Origin of the sequence: Methylobacterium sp. XJLW (assembly GCF_003254375.1) — a bacterium.
GTDB lineage: Bacteria > Pseudomonadota > Alphaproteobacteria > Rhizobiales > Beijerinckiaceae > Methylobacterium > Methylobacterium fujisawaense.
The window spans coordinates 4,714,793-4,730,862 of the sequence record NZ_CP016429.1 but is presented as its reverse complement, the minus strand read 5'-3'; the positions used below and the strand labels follow the sequence as shown (position 1 = coordinate 4,730,862).

General features: G+C 72.9%; 15 protein-coding genes. 7 read left to right on the top strand and 8 right to left on the bottom strand.

Going from position 1 to position 16,070, the window contains the following annotated elements; genetic code table 11:
* Window positions 1–335: 335 nt before the first annotated feature.
* Window positions 336–1,457 (top strand): hypothetical protein, encoded by a 1,122-nt coding sequence (locus A3862_RS21925; protein WP_043383043.1) that lies wholly within the window; start codon window positions 336–338, stop codon window positions 1,455–1,457.
* Between the two features lie 82 nt (window positions 1,458–1,539).
* A complete protein-coding gene (gene cysC, locus A3862_RS21920; protein WP_043383157.1) occupies window positions 1,540–2,187 on the top strand; it encodes an adenylyl-sulfate kinase in 648 nt (215 codons plus the stop codon).
* Between the two features lie 138 nt (window positions 2,188–2,325).
* On the opposite strand, the gene A3862_RS21915 is transcribed toward cysC, so the two are convergent.
* The 3 genes from A3862_RS21915 to A3862_RS21905 are packed head-to-tail and all read right to left on the bottom strand — an operon-like array spanning window position 2,326 to window position 4,679.
* Window positions 2,326–3,669 (bottom strand): sensor histidine kinase, encoded by a 1,344-nt coding sequence (locus tag A3862_RS21915; RefSeq protein WP_043757087.1) that lies wholly within the window; start codon window positions 3,667–3,669, stop codon window positions 2,326–2,328.
* Complete coding sequence (locus tag A3862_RS21910) at window positions 3,666–4,334, bottom strand: response regulator transcription factor (protein WP_043355909.1); 669 nt, start codon at window positions 4,332–4,334, stop codon at window positions 3,666–3,668. The genes A3862_RS21915 and A3862_RS21910 overlap by 4 nt, the downstream gene beginning before the upstream one ends.
* A gap of 12 nt (window positions 4,335–4,346) precedes the next feature.
* Window positions 4,347–4,679, bottom strand: coding sequence for a PepSY domain-containing protein (locus tag A3862_RS21905; protein ID WP_043757091.1), 333 nt, complete (start codon window positions 4,677–4,679; stop codon window positions 4,347–4,349).
* 114 nt (window positions 4,680–4,793) lie between these two features.
* Here A3862_RS21905 and A3862_RS21900 point away from each other — a divergent pair, with 114 nt between their 5' ends.
* On the top strand, window positions 4,794–5,384 hold the full coding sequence (locus A3862_RS21900; RefSeq protein WP_043757094.1) for a thermonuclease family protein: 591 nt from the start codon (window positions 4,794–4,796) through the stop codon (window positions 5,382–5,384).
* A gap of 155 nt (window positions 5,385–5,539) precedes the next feature.
* Window positions 5,540–5,788 carry a hypothetical protein gene (locus tag A3862_RS21895; RefSeq protein ID WP_043757099.1) on the top strand — a complete coding sequence of 83 codons (249 nt, stop codon included), beginning with the start codon at window positions 5,540–5,542 and terminating at the stop codon, window positions 5,786–5,788.
* Between the two features lie 211 nt (window positions 5,789–5,999).
* Here A3862_RS21895 and A3862_RS21885 read toward each other — a convergent pair whose 3' ends face one another.
* Both A3862_RS21885 and A3862_RS21880 read right to left on the bottom strand, forming a co-directional pair.
* The gene (locus A3862_RS21885; RefSeq protein ID WP_043757105.1) at window positions 6,000–6,986 is read right to left on the bottom strand and encodes a catalase family peroxidase; all 987 of its coding nucleotides are present in this window, start codon (window positions 6,984–6,986) and stop codon (window positions 6,000–6,002) included.
* Between the two features lie 284 nt (window positions 6,987–7,270).
* Window positions 7,271–9,616 (bottom strand): lytic transglycosylase domain-containing protein, encoded by a 2,346-nt coding sequence (locus tag A3862_RS21880; RefSeq protein WP_043383026.1) that lies wholly within the window; start codon window positions 9,614–9,616, stop codon window positions 7,271–7,273.
* 200 nt (window positions 9,617–9,816) lie between these two features.
* Between A3862_RS21880 and dapA the strand changes: the two genes are divergently transcribed.
* The 3 genes from dapA (at window position 9,817) to A3862_RS21865 (ending at window position 11,932) form a co-directional block, all read left to right on the top strand.
* Window positions 9,817–10,716, top strand: coding sequence for a 4-hydroxy-tetrahydrodipicolinate synthase (gene dapA, locus A3862_RS21875; protein WP_043383024.1), 900 nt, complete (start codon window positions 9,817–9,819; stop codon window positions 10,714–10,716).
* Window positions 10,717–10,727: 11 nt separating this feature from the next.
* A complete protein-coding gene (gene smpB, locus A3862_RS21870; RefSeq protein WP_043355930.1) occupies window positions 10,728–11,201 on the top strand; it encodes an SsrA-binding protein SmpB in 474 nt (157 codons plus the stop codon).
* Window positions 11,202–11,362: 161 nt separating this feature from the next.
* Window positions 11,363–11,932, top strand: a complete 570-nt coding sequence (locus A3862_RS21865) for a peroxiredoxin (RefSeq protein WP_043757109.1) — start codon at window positions 11,363–11,365, stop codon at window positions 11,930–11,932.
* 4 nt (window positions 11,933–11,936) lie between these two features.
* On the opposite strand, the gene A3862_RS21860 is transcribed toward A3862_RS21865, so the two are convergent.
* The 3 genes from A3862_RS21860 to rpoZ form a co-directional block, all read right to left on the bottom strand.
* Window positions 11,937–12,575, bottom strand: a complete 639-nt coding sequence (locus A3862_RS21860; RefSeq protein WP_043383019.1) for a LabA-like NYN domain-containing protein — start codon at window positions 12,573–12,575, stop codon at window positions 11,937–11,939.
* 354 nt (window positions 12,576–12,929) lie between these two features.
* The gene (locus tag A3862_RS21855; RefSeq protein WP_043355937.1) at window positions 12,930–15,185 is read right to left on the bottom strand and encodes a RelA/SpoT family protein; all 2,256 of its coding nucleotides are present in this window, start codon (window positions 15,183–15,185) and stop codon (window positions 12,930–12,932) included.
* 202 nt (window positions 15,186–15,387) lie between these two features.
* A complete protein-coding gene (gene rpoZ / locus A3862_RS21850; RefSeq protein ID WP_010685409.1) occupies window positions 15,388–15,798 on the bottom strand; it encodes a DNA-directed RNA polymerase subunit omega in 411 nt (136 codons plus the stop codon).
* Window positions 15,799–16,070: the final 272 nt, after the last annotated feature.

Genomic DNA, 16,070 nt, shown 5'->3' with positions numbered 1-16,070 from the left:
GCCGTCCGCCGCGCTCCGAGGCGCCGGGATCGGGCCTCGCGTCCCCAGCCCCCTGTCCCGCACGGAGGCTGCGCCGCGCCTCCCTCCGCGCCTCCCTCGGAGGGGCCGGCATGCGCGCCCTGCCCGACGCGCTTTGCCCGACGCGCGTTGCCCGATCCGAAATAGAGCAGAAACGGAGCTTGGCTATTTCTGGTCGCGTTCCCGTGATCGGACCGTGATTACGGATTCGTTTGGCGTTTTCCCGAGACGTGCGCGTCCACGAGGGGTCGTGGACTGTGTCCGGCTGTGCGGAAGACTTGCCGCAATCACGAAATCCAGCAGGGTCGACAGGACACGTGCGCCGCGCGATCGTTCACATCGGGATGCCGCGAACCGGCTCCACCGCGTTTCAGGAGGTGCTGGCCCGCCTGCGCCCCCGCCTCGCCTCGGTCGGGATCTGTTACCCGAACCTCGCCCCGCCGGGCGCCCCCGGCAGCGACGACGTCAATCACTACCGGCTCGGCCAAGCGCTGGACCGCCGCCGCGGCGCCGCGGAGCGCCGCGAGGCCCTCGCGCGGCTCGACGCGATCCTCGCCACCACGCCGGCCGACACGGTCGTGCTCTCGTACGAGGATTTTTCCGTCCAGCGCCCGCTCTGGCGCGTGCCCGAGATCCTGTCCGACCTCTTCGCGCGCCGCGGCTTCGCCCTGGAGGCGGCGCTCGTGGTCAAGCCGCAGGGTGAGCAGCTGGCCTCGGCCTATGCCCTGCGGGCTCAGGTCGTCGCCGAGGGCCGCACGTTCCGCGGCTTCCTGCGCTCCGAGGGCGCGTCCGGGCGCTACGACTACGCGGCCCGGCTCGAGCCCTGGCTGCGTGCCGCCGCAGGGCGCGTCACCGCCCTGCCGTACCGCGACCGCCGGTCCGACGCCCCGCTGCTGGCGCGGCTGGTCGACGGGCTCGGCCTGGGCGCGCGCCTCGCGCCGCTCCTCGGTCCCGCCGACCTGGAATACCGCACGAACCGGAGTTCCGGACCCGTCGCGGTCGAGGCGTCGCGCCGCCTGTACCGGCTCGGGGTCCACCGTCAGGTGACCGGGCATCCCCGCCTGCTCGGCCATGTCCTCGACGAGTGGGCCTGGGCGCGGGGGCTCGATGCCGAGCGGTTCCGCGGCGATGCGCCGGACGGTCTGGCCCGCGTCGCGGCGCGCTACGCGGCCGCAAACGCGCGCTTCGCCGCCGCCTGCTGGGGGCAGTCCTGGGACGCGGTCATCGATCCCGCCCCCGCGGCACCGCCGAACGAACTCGCCGCCGGGCCGATCGCGCCGGAGACGGAGGCGGCGGTCGATGCGCTGGTGCGGGCGGCGACGGCGCAGGCCGCCTTCCGGTCCCCGCCCGCATGGTGGTGGCGGACGGCCCACATCCTGGAGGAATGCCAGGCGCGGCTCGGCGAGGCCGTCGGCTGCCCGGTCTGGCGCGTGCCCTGACGGCCCGCGCCGGCCCCCCGATCCCGTGTCGATGTCCAAAGACCGGCAGCCGCCTCCGCGCACGCTGCCCCAGGCGGTGGATATGTGCGTCTTGCAGAAGATCCCGACCGGCCTCCCTCCGGGCCCCGTGACCTGGCACCCCCTCCAGGCCCGGGAGGCGCGCTGGGCGCGCCTCGGCCAGGTCCCGGTGATCGCGTGGCTCACCGGCCTGTCGGGGGCCGGGAAGTCGACCCTCGCGGTCGAGGCCGACCGGATCCTCGTGGCGGGCGGCCGGCACAGCGCCGTCCTCGACGGCGACAACCTCCGCCACGGGCTGAACGCCGACCTCGCCTTCTCGCCGGAGGACCGCGCCGAGAACGTCCGGCGCACCGCCGAGGTGGCGCGGCTGATGGCCGAATCGGGCGCGGTGGTGATCGTCTCGCTGATCTCGCCCTACCGGGCCGACCGGGCGCTGGCCCGCCGGATCGCCGGCGACATCCCGTTCCTGGAGGTGTTCGTCGATACGCCGCTGGGCCTGTGCGAGGCCCGGGATCCGAAGGGCCTGTACCGGCTGGCCCGCGCCGGCCGCATCCCGGGCTTCACCGGCATCTCGGCGCCCTACGAGGCGCCGGAGCAGCCGGACCTGACGATCACCACGGAGGGCCGCAGCACGGACGCCTGCGCCCGCGCCTTGAGCGCGCGGCTGATGCGGCTGAGCCGGGCCGCCGAGGCGGCGAAGCCGCGGGGGTGAGCGGCGCGACCGGGATCATCCGACGCCGCTCGCGGCCTGTCGAGCGGCGGACGGGCCGACGATCCGAAACCGGGCGCGGGTCCCCTCTCCCGTGCGGGAGAGGGGGCAGGTCGCGCCCGCCAGCGGCTCCGGGTGTCCCTACGCGCCCGGCCAGCTCAGCTCCGCCCGCAGGCCCCCCATCTCCGAGCGCCCGAACTCGAGCTGGGCGCCCGCGGCCTCGGCGACGTCGCGGGCGATGGCGATGCCGAAGCCGGTGCCCGGCCGGCTCTCGTCCCAGCGCTGGCCGCGGCCGATGCCGGCGATCGCCGCCGGGCTCATGCCGGGGCCGTCATCCGCGACGGCGAGGCTCGGGCGGCCGGCGATCGTCCCGGTGACGCGGACCCGGCGGTGCGCCCATTTGCGGGCATTGTCGAGGAGGTTGCCCAGCACCTCCATCAGCTCGCCCTCCTCGCCCGGATAGGCGAGGGTCTCGGGCACCGCCACGTTCCATTCCAGGGAGTCGGCCTCCGGCAACCGGCGCAGGGTCGCGACCAGGCGCTCCGCCACCGGGGCGACCCGGCAGCTTCTCCGGCGCAGGTCGCCCGCGGCGGCGATCCGCGCCCGGGTCAGCGCCCGCTCCACCTGCCCGCCCATGGCCCGCGCCTGCTCGGCGATCTCGGCCGCCAGCGCCGGGTCGGCCGGCCCCGTCCGGCGCGCCAGGGCGTCCAGCACCGCCAGCGGGGTCTTGAGGCCGTGGGCCATGTCGGCGGCGGCGTCGCGGGCGCGGACCAGGGCCCGCTCCTGCGCGTCGAGCAGCCGGTTGAGGTCGGTGACCAGCGGCCGGACCTCGTCGGGGAACTGCTCCGGCAGCCGCGCCCGCCGCCCGGAATGGACCGCCAGGAGCTCCGCCTGCAGCACCCGGAACGGGCCGAGCGCCCGGCGCACGAACAGGCCCATCGCCAGCGTCAGGACGACGAACAGGGCGACGAGGGCCGGGACGAGCAGGCGCAGGAAGGTGGTCCGGCTCGCCGCGAGGCTGCGCCGGTCCTCCGCCACCGCGACCCGCAGCGCGGTCTCGGAGCCCTGCGCGCCGATCTGGACCGGCCGCACCACCGCGATGAGCCTTCCGCCATCGGGCCCGGTCGTGTCGAGGGTGGCGGGGGTCTGCGCACCCGCTCCGGCCCGGCCGAGGTCGAGGCTCTTGTCCCAGAGGGAGCGCGAGCGCAGCAGGTGCGATCCCGCCTCCACCTGCCAGTACAGGCCGCCATAGGGCGTGGCGAAGCGCGGGTCCGGCAGGTCCCGGGACAGCGTCGGCGCCCCGTCCGGCGCGAGGCCGACCCGCCCGGCGATGAGCTTGGCGGTCCGGTCCAGCTCCGCGACGGTGCGGGCGTCGAGCACCCGGTCGAGGATCACCGTGAGGCCGATCCCGGCGAGCACCAGCGCCAGGGCGATCAGGGCGGCCGCCGCGAGGCCGAGCCGGAGGCGGAGGGAGTCGCGCCTCACGATCCACCCGGTCCGGGGACCAGATAGCCGTGGCCCCGCCGGGTCTCGATCACCCCCGGCCCGAGCTTGCGGCGCAGGCGCGTCAGGAGCGCCTCCAGGGCGTTCGCCTCGCGCTCGGTCCCGACCCCGTGGAGGTGGTCGAGCAGCTCCCCCGCCGGCACGACCTGTCCCTGGCGGTGCAGCAGAAAGGCGAGGAGCCGGTATTCCAGGGCGGTCAGCTCCGTGGGCCGTCCGTCGACGCTGACCGCGCGGGTGCGGGTGTCGAGCTCCACCGCGCCGACGCGCAGCACCGGCGAGGCGTGGCCGGCGGTGCGCCGCAGGATCGCCCGGAGCCGCGCCACCAGCTCCTCCATCCGGAACGGCTTGACGAGGTAGTCGTCGGCGCCGGCGTCGATGCCCTCGACGCGCTCGCGCCAGCCGTCCCGGGCGGTGAGGATCAGGACCGGCAGGGCGACGTCGGCGGCGCGCAGGCGGCGCAGCACGCCGAGCCCGTCGAGCCGCGGCAGGCCGAGATCCAGCACCATCGCGTCGTAGGGCTCGGTCTCGGCGCGGAACCACGCCGCCTCGCCGTCCGCCACCACGTCGGCGACGTAGCCGGCCATCTCCAGCCCCTGCCGGATGTCGGCGGCGATGCGCGGCTCGTCCTCGACGATCAGGACGCGCACGGCCCGGCCTCCTCAATCATCGTCGTCCTCGTCCAGGATCTTCAGCGTGCCGGCATCGACCTTCACGGTCCGGCGCTTCCCGTCGGCCCCGAGGATGCGCAGCTTGTACAGCCAGTGCCCCTCGTCGTGCTTGAGATCGACCGACACGACATCCCCCGGAACCGCCGCCCGGGCCGCCTCCAGCACCGCGTCGAGGGGGCGGATCTCGCCCCGCTCCAGGGCCCGGCGGGCGCGGTCGGCATCCTCGGAGGCGTGCAGGGGCCCGCCCGCGAGGGTGGCCAGCAGGCCGAGGGCCAGGACGCGGCCGACGAGGCGGTGGAGGCGGCGGGGCGGGAACGGGCTCATGCGGGCAGCAGGCTTAAGCCGTGCCGCCTGACGGGACGCTGACAGGCGGTGTCAGGGTCGTGGGGCGGCGCTTCGGCACAAGGGCGGCCATAGCCCTTCCGGAGACCTGAGACCATGTCGCTCTTCGTCGGTATCCTCCTCGCCTGCGCGGCCGGCCTCGCCGGCACCCTCCTCTGCCCGGACGACAAGGCCGGCCGCTCGCGCCTGCCGCTCCTCGCCGCGCTGCTGGCGGGCGGCCTGTCCTGGCACGCCCCCGCCCGGGCCGGCGAGATCCTGAGCGGCCCCGCCCAGGTGATCGACGGCGGGACGCTGCGCGTCGGCACCCGCGCGGTCAGCCTGTTCGGGATCGCCGCGCCGGAGGCCGACGCGACCTGCGCGGACGCCCAGGACCGGCCCTACCCGTGCGGCCGGGACGCCGCCCGGGCGCTGGCCGAGCGGATCGGCGGGGCGGCCGTCGCCTGCGAGCCGCGGGGCCATGGGACCGGGGACGCGGCGACGGCGCTCTGCCGGGTCGGCGACGCGGATCTCGGGGCCTGGATGGTGGCGCAGGGCCTCGCCCTGCCCGATCGGGACGTGGCGCCGGATTACGCGGCGGCGGCGGACCGCGCCTGGGGGCGGCGCCTCGGCCTGTGGTCGGGGGTGTTCCAGGATCCCGCCGAGCGGCGGGGCCGGCGCGCCGCCGCGTCTCTCGGCGCTGCCGGGTGACGACCGGCCGACGACCGGCCCTCCCCCGGGAACGCGCCCAGCTGCGCCCGGTTGGACCCTTAGGCCCGTCCGGGGCGCACCTGGAATGGCGCAACTGGCATGGCGCACCTGAAATAGCGCACGTGAAATGGCGCACTTGGACTTGCGGAGGCCCCATGAGGATCCTGAACGCAACAATCCTGCTCGCCGTCCTGCTCACCGGCGCGGCGGCCGCCGCCGAGGGGCAAGGCGGCAAGGCCGACGGACGCACGGATGCCGGCGCGTCCACGACCAGCATGGGCGCCGGCGGCCTCAGCGGCACGGGGGCCATCCGGGACGGCGCCCGCACGGGCTCGGTCGAGAGCAAGGGGCGGACCGGGGACGCGAAGGCGCCGCCCGCCCCGGCGGCCGGGACGAGCCGCTGATCCGGGGCGGATCGAGGGGGGCGTCCGCCCACCCCCGGCCTCATCCTGAGGTGACCGCGTCAGCGGGCCTCGACGGCGGGCTCCAGGGATCGCGCGACGGGCCAGAGGCCGCCTTCGGGGTCGTTTTCGGGGCCATCTTCGGGGCCTCCGCCGCGCTCCGGCACCGCAGCATGAGGCCGCGGGTCCGGGATCCCCATCCGGCCGGGCCGCCCTATTGCGAGCGGCGGCTGAACGAGACCGCGTAGGCCTGGACGCGGGCATCGATCAGCGGATCGTCCGAGACCTCGATCCCGTCGGTCAGGTTGTTGGGCATGAACAGCAGCGCCTTCTCGGCCTCGGCGCTGTCGGGCACCACCGTGCTCACCGTCACGGTGCCGAGATCGACCGTCTTGCGGTCGTCCGGCCAGGGCTTGGTGGCGTCGTTGGTCGGGTCGCCCGGCTCGGCGAGCTGGGCCAGCATCCTGAATTTCGCCGGCGTCTTGGCGACCCGCGGGCCGATCTCGGCCATCAGGAAGTTCGGATCGCGCTTGGCCGCCTCTTCGGGCGGGAGGATCTCCTCGCCCTCCACGGGCACGAAGCGGAACCGGAACGGCTGCCGCTTGCCGGCGGAATCCACGAAGATGAAGGCGTTGACGCCGTTATAGGTCTGCCGGGCGAGGCTCGACGGGGTCTTGGCGGTTCCCCCCGCCGTGGCGGCGGCCGGGTGGGCGGCGGCGAAGCGCTCCAGCGCGGTCGGATGGGCCGCCTTCGGGCCGCTCTCGGCGACGGCCTTCAGGAGGTCGCGGAAGTCCTCGCCCGTGGCGACGGGGAAGTACTTCAGCGCATTGGTGACGACGTCCATCTCCGAGCCGTCGCTCAGCTTGAACTTGAGCGCGAGGCCGTGCGGGTTGGCGTTGGCCGCCCCGTCCGGGATGGTCGGGACGCCGGTGGCGTCCGAGAACCGGATCGTGACCGGCACCGGCGGGCCCTTGAACAGGGACGCCTTGCTGATCCTGGCCGCCTCGGGCGACGGGGTGAAGCTGCCCTCGGCGACCACGCCCTTGGCGTGGTTGGCCCGCGCCCCGGGATGCTTGCCGAACAGCGTGTTCATCACGTCGATCGTCTGCTCGGCGGTGGAGGCCTCCTGGGCCAGGGCCGGAGCGCCGGCCGCGAGCACGGTGCTCAGCAGCAGGGCGAAACCCAATCTCGGATGCAGCATGGGGATCCTCTCGGCGGTGCGGGCTCTCGGGAGCCGGTCAAGGCGGACCGGCCCATCTTCTAGGGAGCCAAGCACGGGAGGCACAACCAAAAGCTATGCCGCGGCGGAGCGGAATGCGGGAAAATCGGGTGTCGGTATCGGAGGGCCGCGGCGCGAACGGGAGAGTCTCGTGCGTCGAGCGGGTGTCGACCCTCCGCGCGCCGTGATGGTCAGCCGCGTGCCGGAAGGGGCGCCCGCGCCCCCTCTCCCGCACGAGAGAGGGGGCCGCGCCTCATTCCGGGACCCTACCGCGCCCCACGGTGGAGGTCGCCGTCGATCAGCAGGGCGCTGCGGCTGTCGAGCCGCGAGCGGTAGACCTGCAGGTTCTCCATCACCCGCTGCACGTAGTTGCGCGTCTCGGTGAAGGGGATGCGCTCCACCCAGTCGATCACGTCGACGTCGCCCCGGCGCGGGTCGCCGTAGGCGTCGATCCACTTCTTCACGTTGCCGCCACCGGCATTGTAGGAGGCGAAGGCGAGCACGTAGGAGCCGCGCCAATCCTCCATCAGCTCGCCGAGATGGGCTTGGCCGAGCTTCGCGCAATAGGCGGGATCGCTGGTCAGGCGGTCGACGTCGAACGCGGCCGAGACCCGGCGGGCGGTGCGTTGCGCCGTGGCCGGCATCATCTGCATCAGGCCCCGCGCCCCCACGCCCGATTGCGCCCGCGGGTCGAACTGGCTCTCCTGCCGGGCGATGGCGTAGACCATGGCCCGCTCCACCTGCGGCACCGCCGTGAAGGTCTCGTAGGTGGGGATGCCGATCGTCGGGTAGGCGTGGGCGTCCAGAGGCAGGCCGCGCTGCACCGCGAGCTTGCCGATCGCCACCAGGGCGCGGGGATCCTTCATGTCGGTGGCGAGGTCGCCGAGCGCCTGGAGCTCGCGCGGGTCGGAGAGGTCCCGGGCGGCGTCGATGTAGAGCGGCAGGGCCAGCTCCTTGATCCCGGCCTCGCCGAGGAGGCGCAGGGCGCGGATGGAGAGCCGGCCCTCGAAGGCCTGCCGTTCGGCCCCCTCGAGGTCCGCGGGCGCCCGCAGGGGCAGGCTCGTCTGGCCGAGCCGCGCCCGGGCCACCTGGCCGTAATAGGCGATCGGCTGGAGGGCCGCCCGCTCGTAGAAGCGCTTCGCCTCGTCCTTTTGCCCGAGCGCCTCGGCCGCCCGACCCTGCCAGTAGGCGGCCCGCGCCAGCGAGATCGGGCTCTCCGCGACCGTGGCCATCCGGGCGAAGTGCTGCGCGGCGCTCGCCGGATCGCCGGCGAAGCGCAGGGCGATCCAGCCGGCGTGGAACTCGGCCTCGATCCGCTTCTCCGGGCTGCGCGCCGCCGGGGCGCTGGCGACCGCGTAGGCGGTCTTGGCATCACCGAGATCGAGGAGCTTGCGCGCCACGATCCGGCGCTCGATCCACCACTCGTCGCCGTCGACCAGCACGTCCGGATTGGTCGGCGCCGTGGCGAGCACGGCGGCGGCGGCCTCGGGCTTGTCGGCCCGGCGGAAATACTGCGCCCGGGAGAAGATGTAGGAGGCGTCCCCGCGCAGCGACGGCGGCACCGCGGCGAGCGCGGCCGCGGCGCCGGAGGACTTGTCCTCCACGGCCCGGCGGGCGCGCACGAGGCTGGCATAGCCACCGCCCGCGTAGCCGGCCGCCCGGCCGGCACTCTCCCAATCGTCCTTCAGGAGCGCCCGCTCCATCCGGTAGCGATGGTCGATCCGGGTGAGCACGTCCGGGAAGGCGTCGAGCACCTTGGCCTCCAGGCTGCGCCCGAAGCTCTCGGTGCGCCAGAGGTCGCGGACCATCTCGGCGGCGTCGGCCTCGCAGCCCTCGGCGCGCAGCGCCAGCGCCAGGGCGAACTTGCCCGGCGCGCTGGCCGGCTTCGCCGTGGCGAAATAGGCCCGGACGATCGCGGGGGATTTCCGCTCGGAGAGCAGCGCCTCCTCGGCCCGGCGGCGCAGCAGCGGGCCGGCCGGCCAGTCCGGATTGGCCCGGACGAAGGCGACCGTGCGGTTGAAGCCGATCCCGGCGCCCGCGCGGATCGCCACCCATTCGAGCAGCGCCTTCGCGGCCGGATCGGTGAAGGTGTCGCGCATCCGGTCGCCGTCCGCGACCCGGCCCTTGCGGTAGAGGTCGATGGCGCCGCGCAGCAGCGTCGGGTCGGTGTCGCCGGAGATCTTCGGCCGCGCGGGATCGGGCACCTCGGGCACCGGGGCCGCCGGGGTGACGGCGGCGTCGGGCAGCGGGAAGGCCACCGGGGCATCCGGGTCGGCGGAGGCGTAGGCCGAGGCCGCGGCCGGCAGCGGCCGTGCGGGTTCCTCGCCCTTGTCGTCGCCGCCGGAGGCGTGGACCGGGTCGAGCTTCAGGGCATCGGCGGCGACCGGGTCGGCGGCCTTCACGGCCTGCATGCCCTGGACCTGGCCGGTGGGGAGGAGCGCGTCGCTCGCCGGCGGTGTGGGTTGCGAGGCCGGGGACTGCGAGGCCGGGAGCGTCGCGGACGGCTCGGGGCCGACCGGGCCGGCGAGCGCGACGCCGACGGTGGCGATGAGCGCCGCGGCGGCGAGGGACGTGCGCTTCGAGGCCGGATGCGAGGCCGCGGATCGGGTCACGATTCCCCCCTTCTGATCACCGGAACGGGAAAGGTCGAGGATGGGGCCGCGACCATTAAGATCGCGTTAACCGTCGCGACGATCTGTTTGCGCGCCGTGGCGCGACCGCCTATGTCTGCCCGTCCGCGCCCGTACGATGCGGACCGCGTGCGGCGCCGAGACCGCCGAAATCCCAACTGGGACCCTTTGGGACGCCTGAGATGACCGAGATGACCGGGAGCCGCCTGCGGGGCTCGCTCACCGCGCTTGTGACGCCCTTCCGCGACGGGGCCTTCGACGAAGCCGCCTTCCGGAAATTCGTGCGCTGGCAGATCGAGCAGGGCAGCCACGGCCTCGTGCCGACCGGCACCACCGGCGAGAGCCCGACCCTCACCCATTCCGAGCACGACCGGGTGGTCGAGGCCTGCATCGACGAGGCGGGCGGGCGCGTGCCGGTCGTGGCGGGGGCGGGCTCCAACTCCACCGCCGAGGCGGTCGAGCGGGCGCAGCACGCCGAGCGCGCGGGGGCCGACGCCGTCCTCGTGGTGACGCCGTACTACAACAAGCCGACGCAGGCGGGCCTCTACGCCCACTTCAAGGCCGTCAACGATGCGGTCGGCATTCCGATTATCATCTACAATATCCCGCCGCGCTCCGTCATCGACATGAGTGTCGAGACGATGGCCCGGCTCTTCGAATTGAAGAACATCGCCGGCGTGAAGGACGCGACCGCCAAGATCGACCGCGTCAGCCAGCAGCGACAGGCCATGGGTGCGAGCTTCATCCAGCTTTCAGGCGAAGATGCGACGGCGCTCGGCTACAACGCCCAGGGCGGCCACGGCTGCATCTCGGTGGTGGCGAACGTCGCCCCGCGTCTCTGCGCCGACCTCCAGGAGGCGACGCTGTCGGGGGACTACGCCAGGGCGCTGACCCTCCAGGACAAGCTGTTCCCGCTCCAGACCGGCCTGTTCGCCGAGGCCAACCCGGCGCCGGTGAAGTACGCGCTCGCCCGGCTCGGCCACATGCAGGAGGAGCTGCGCCTGCCGCTCGTGCCGGTGACGGAGCCCACGAAGCGCATCGTGGACGACGCCTTGCGGCATGCCGGGCTCCTGGTCGACTGAGAGGCACCCGCATGGCCCCGAAACCGGAGCCCAGCCGGCGGATCGTCGCCGACAACCGCGCCGCGCGCTACCACTACACCATCGAGGACACCCTCGAGGCCGGCATCGCGCTGACCGGCACCGAGGTGAAGTCCCTGCGCGGCGGCAAGGCGACGATCGGCGAGGCCTATGCCGGTCCCTCCGGCAACGACCTGATGCTGTTCAACGCCTACATCCCGGAATACCTGGAGGCGAACCGCTTCAACCACGACACCAAGCGCCCCCGCCGGCTGCTGCTGCACCGCCGCCAGATCAACAAACTGATCGGCGCGACCCAGCGGCAGGGCTACACGGTGGTGCCGCTCAAGATCTACTTCAACGACCAGGGGCGGGCGAAGGTCGAGCTGGGCCTCGGCAAGGGCAAGCAGGCCCACGACAAGCGCGAGGCGGTGAAGGAGCGCGACTGGCAGCGCGACCGGGCCCGGCTGCTGCGCGACCGGGGCTAGGTTCCGGGCCTAGGTCCCGGGCCTAGGTCCCGGGACCGGTGGGGCTGAGCCGGATGCGCCGGGGGCGCGGACAGGATCGCCTTGGCGGCGATCCCGCGCCGTCGCATGATCCCGCCTCCGCCTGTGCGGCGGCCCGGACTCGCGCATACGAGGTGCGGCCCATGCCATCCAGCCACGACGTCCTGCCCGACGACCTGCCCGTTCCCGTCGACGACGGCGCGGCCGCCCATCTCTGCGGGATGCGCCTGCCCGACGTGGCGCTCACCGCAACGGATGGACGCACCGTCTCGCTGGCGCGGCTCTCCGGGCGCACGGTCGCCTACGCGTATCCGCGCACCGGCGAGCCGGGGAAGCCCGGCCTCACCCCCGACTGGGACGCGATCCCGGGTGCCCGGGGCTGCACGCCGCAGGCCTGCGATTTCCGCGACCACCACGCCGAGCTGAAGGCCCGGGGCGTGGCCCAGGTCTTCGGCCTCTCGACCCAGACGAGCGCCTACCAGCGGGAGGCGGCCGAGCGCCTGCACCTGCCCTTTCCGCTCCTCGCCGACCCGCACCGGGCCTTCGCCATGGCGGCGCGCCTGCCGGTCTTCGAGGCCGGCGGCGCGGTGCTGCTGCGCCGCCTGACCCTGGTGATCGACGACGGCGTGGTGAGCGCGCTGTTCTACCCGGTCTTCCCGCCGGACCAGAGCGCCCGGCAGGTTCTCGCCTGGCTCGACCGGCCGGGCGCCTGAGGGCCTACTCCTCGGCTTCCGGCTGGCGGATGCCGTAGCGGTTCTCCAGGCCCGGGTTCGTCCGGCCCTCCCCGCGGTAACGGCTCGGCGCCTCGCCGGGCGCCCGGACCGGACGCTCGCCCGGATCGCGCCCGATCCGGCCCGCGAGGCTCGCGAGGTCGACGAACTCGTCGGCCTGCCGCCGCAGCTCGTCGGAGATCATCGCCGGCTGGGTCTGGATCGTGGAGATCACCGTCACCTTGACGCCCCGCCGCTGCATCGCCTCGACCAGCGAGCGGAAATCGCCGTCGCCCGAGAACAGGATCATGTGATCGATATGCGTGCTGAGTTCGAGGGCGTCGATCGCCAGCTCGATGTCCATGTTGCCCTTGTACTTCCGCCGGCCCATCGAATCCGTGAACTCCTTCACGGGCTTGGTCACGACGCGGTAGCCGTTGTAGTCGAGCCAGTCGATCAGGGGGCGGATCGATGAATATTCCTGATCCTCGATCATGGCGGTATAGTAAAATGCGCGCAGAAGGTTCTCGCGCGATTGAAATTCCTTGAGCAGCTTCTTGTAATCGATGTCGAAACCGAGGGCCTTGGTGGTGGCATAGAGATTGGCGCCGTCGATGAAGATGGCGCTGCGTTGGGTTGTGGGCATGAACAGGTCAGATCCCGGAAAATCGTGGGTGACAGGAAATCGTCTGATTAAACGGCCAGGGTCCGCCGACGGCGACTGGCCGGGGCGGTGCTCCGCGATCGGGGGCGCCAAGCTTTGCAATCCAGCGCGTAACGACGCGGTCCGTGTGCGTGCGGCCGCCGCTCTGGCGACCGGACCATTCGTTTCAAACGCGTCCGTGTCAAGCAGAGCACGGAGATGTGCGGCTCTGGAAACCTGGATCAATGGCTCGGGAGATTGATCGAATGGGCATCTGCGCTGAAGAAAGAGGTTTACGGAAGTCGATCCCGTAAACCTCAGATGCGTCGGGGCCCGGCCGTGCGCGGGCACCCGGCCTCAGCCGTTCACACGCTCCACGCTGTTGACCGGGCGCTTGCCGCGCAGCTCGGCGATGATCGCGTTGAGATGCTGGAGATCCCAGACCGACAGGTCGATCGTGATGTCGGTGAAATCCTGGGTGCGCCGCTTCATCGAGATGTTGTCGATGTTGCCGTCGTGGTCGGCGATCACCTGGGCGATCTGGGCGAACACGCCCGGCTCGTTGATCGACTTCAGCGCCAGCCGGGCGGGGAAGCGCTCGCCGCCCAGCGCCTCCGTGTCCCAGCGGACGTCCAGCCAGCGCTCCGGCTCGTTGTCGAAGGCGGCGAGCGCCGCCGACTGGATCGGGTAGACGGTGACCCCGACGCCGGGGGTCAGGATGCCGACGATGCGATCCCCCGGGACCGCGCCGCCATTCGGCGCGAAGGTCACGGGAAGGTCGCCCGCGAGGCCCCGGATCGGGATCGCGTCGCTGCGATCCTCGGCGCCCTCCTTGCCGTCGGCGCCCTGGAAGGTGAGCCGCATGGTCTGGTCGGCCGAGCGGACCAGCCGGCCGGCGCCGTTGGCGGCCCCCTGCGCGGGGGAAGGCCGGCGCTCGTCGCGGTGGTCGGGATAGACGGCGCGGACGACGTCGCCCGAGAACATCTCGCCCCGCCCCACGGCGGCGAACACGTCCTCGGTGGTGGCGCGGGCGAGCCGCGGCAGGGCGCCGCGCAGCTTGTCCTCCGAGAAGGTCTTGGCGGCGCGCTCGAAGGCCCGGTCCAGGATCTGGCGGCCGAGGCCCGCATATTGCCGGCGCACGGCGGCCCGGGTCGCCCGCCGGATCGCCGCCCGCGCCTTGCCGGTCACGACGAGCGATTCCCAGGCGGCCGGGGGCGAGGCGCCGTCGGAGCGGCTGATCTCGACCTCGTCGCCGTTGGCGAGTTCGTGCAGAAGCGGCGCCATCCGGCCGTTGATCTTGGCACCCACCGCCGTGTTGCCGACGTCGGTATGCACGGCGTAGGCGAAGTCGATCGGCGTGGCCCCCCGCGGCAGGGCGATCAGCCGGCCCTTCGGGGTGAAGCAGAACACTTGGTCCTGGAACAGCTCCAGCTTGGTGTGCTCTAGGAACTCCTCCGGGCTGTCGCCCTCGGCGAGGAGTTCGATGGTCCGGCGCAACCATTGGTAAGCGCCGCTCTCGCCGGCGAGCCGCGGATGCACGCTGCCCTCGGCGCGTCCCGGATCCTTGACCAGCTCGGCGCCGACTTCCTTGTAATGCGCGTGGGCCGCGATGCCGTACTCGGCGATGTCGTCCATGGCGCAGGTGCGGATCTGCAGCTCGACGCGCTGGCTCTTCGGCCCGATGACCGTGGTGTGGATCGAGCGGTAATCGTTCTGCTTCGGGGTCGAGATGTAGTCCTTGTAACGGCCCGGAACCATCGGCCAGCTGGTGTGGACGATGCCCAGCGCCGCGTAGCATTCCTGCACGGTGTTGACGACGACCCGGAAGCCGAAGATGTCGGAGAGCTGCTCGAAGGCGACGGACTTGCGCTCCATCTTCGACCAGATCGAGAAGGGCCGCTTCTGCCGGCCGCTCACCTCCGCGGTGATGCCTTGCGCGGCGAGCTTCTCGGTGAGCACCTGCGCGATGGTCTCGACCACGCTCTCGGACTTGGCGGTGAGCCGCGCCAGCCGCTGCGTGATGGTGGCGTAGACCTCCGGCTCCAGGTTGCGGAAGGCCAGATCCTCCAGCTCTTCGCGCAACTCCTGCATGCCCATGCGGCCGGAGAGCGGCGCGTAGATGTCCAGCGTCTCCTGCGCGATGCGGTGGCGCTTGTCCTCCCGCATGTGCTGGAGGGTGCGCATGTTGTGCAGGCGGTCGGCGAGCTTGACCAGCAGCACGCGCACATCCGCCGCCACCGCGAGCAGCAGCTTGCGGAAGTTCTCGCCCTGCGCCGCCTGCTTGGAGACGAGGTCGAGGCGCTTGAGCTTGGTCAGGCCGTCGACCAGGGCGCCGATCTCCGGCCCGAACAGCCGGCGGATCTCCTCCAGCGTCGCCTCGGTATCCTCCACGGTGTCGTGCAGGACCGCGGCCACGATGGTGGCGTCGTCGAGGTGGAGGTCCGTGAGGATCGCGGCGACTTCGAGGGGATGGGCGAAGAACGGGTCGCCCGAGGCGCGCTTCTGCGTGCCGTGCGCCTGCATGGCGTACACGTAGGCGCGGTTGAGCAGCGCCTCGTCGGCGGCCGGATTGTAGCGCTTGACCCGCTCCACGAGCTCGTACTGGCGCATCATCCGCCGGGACGGGGCCGGGGCTTCCTGGGTCGTGCGTGGGGTCGGGATCACGCGCGATTGTTCCGCAACCGCCGGGCCGGCGCCAGCCCCCGGCGGGGGAAAACCCTCCGGCGCCGGGCCGGCCTCGGAACGAGAGAACCCGGCGTCTCCGCCGGGTCCGGTCTCGGTCAGGTCGTGCGCGTCCAGGCCCACGGTGTCCGGCTCACTCGCCCTCGTCGTCGGTCTCGACCGGCGGGGCGAGGTTCTCGAGGCCGCGGAGCAGATCTTCCTCGCTCATGCGGTCGAACTGGACCGCCGCGTCGTCGCTGGAGGACTGGGGCGCCACCGCGGCGGCGGCCGGCGAGCTCGACAGCAGCGGCACGGTCTCGGCCTCCGGCTCGTCCACCTCGACGTATTTCTGCATCGAGTGGATCAGCTGCTCCTTGAGGTCGTCGGCCGTGATCGTCTCGTCGCCGATCTCGCGCAGGGCCACGACGGGGTTCTTGTCGCGGTCGCGGTCGATGGTCAGGGGGGCGCCGGCGGCTAGGAGGCGGGCCCGGTGGCTCGCCAGCAGCACCAGCTCGAAGCGGTTCTCGACCTTCTCGATGCAGTCTTCGACGGTGACGCGCGCCATGCGGGGCGGCTCCTTGGGCTTGAGCGACGGAAGATGTCGGGTATGGCGCCACTCTACACCGGATGCCGTTGTGCAACAAGCACAGCGGGTTGCGCCGGGCGCGCCTCCGGCGAGCGCTGCGGGCCGGGCGCGCCGAGACCCGGGTGCGGCGTCGGTGCGGCGTGGGTGCGGCGTCATGGTGCGGCGCATTGTTGACACCCACGGCCGCGGGTGCGAGTGCGCGCCCCATTCCAGAGTTTCGGCCGACACGGGCGGCGTTCGCGCGCCGAAAG